This window comes from Neisseria sp. P0021.S007, from assembly GCF_051956855.1.
Window position 1 is genome coordinate 1 of record NZ_JBQCXA010000940.1, and the last position, 564, is coordinate 564.

The 564-nt window shown below is 55.7% G+C and carries 1 protein-coding gene; it reads right to left on the reverse strand.

What is annotated here, in order from left to right; all coding sequences use genetic code 11:
- Window positions 1-111: 111 nt before the first annotated feature.
- Window positions 112-564, reverse strand: a 453-nt coding sequence (locus ACTHUR_RS16845; protein WP_440399834.1) for an S-adenosylmethionine:tRNA ribosyltransferase-isomerase, incomplete at its 5' end; no start/stop codon positions are given.

Consider the following 564-nt stretch of genomic DNA (forward strand, 5'->3'; position numbering starts at 1 on the left):
GGCATAATCGGTTTTTATGTATTGCAGATTACCCACTTCATCAACCTTCCACCTAGAAAGGGTAAAACGTCGTCTGAATCGTTTTCAGACGACGTTTTTCTTCAGATGTTTTTAAGGTTCCGAGCGCCCCAAAACCATCGCGTCCCCGTAGCTGAAAAAACGGTATTCATGTTCGACCGCATGGCGGTACACCGCGCGGATGTGTTCCATGCCCGAAAACGCGCAGACGAGCATCAGGAGCGTGGATTTGGGCAGGTGGAAATTGGTAATCAGGCGGTCGATGACGCGGAAGCGGTAGCCCGGCGTGATGAAAATATCGGTGTCGCCCTGTCCCGCTTTCAGACAACCTGTCTCGCGCGCGGCGGATTCGAGGGCGCGCATGGAGGTGGTGCCGACTGCCCAAACTTTGTTTCCGCGTGCATGGGCGGCTTCGATGGCGGCGACGGTTTCGGGCGGTACGTCAAACCATTCGCTGTGCATTTTGTGTTCTTCGATTTTGTCCACGCGCACAGGCTGGAACGTTCCCGCACCGACGTGCAGGGTCACTTCCGCCGTTTCCACACC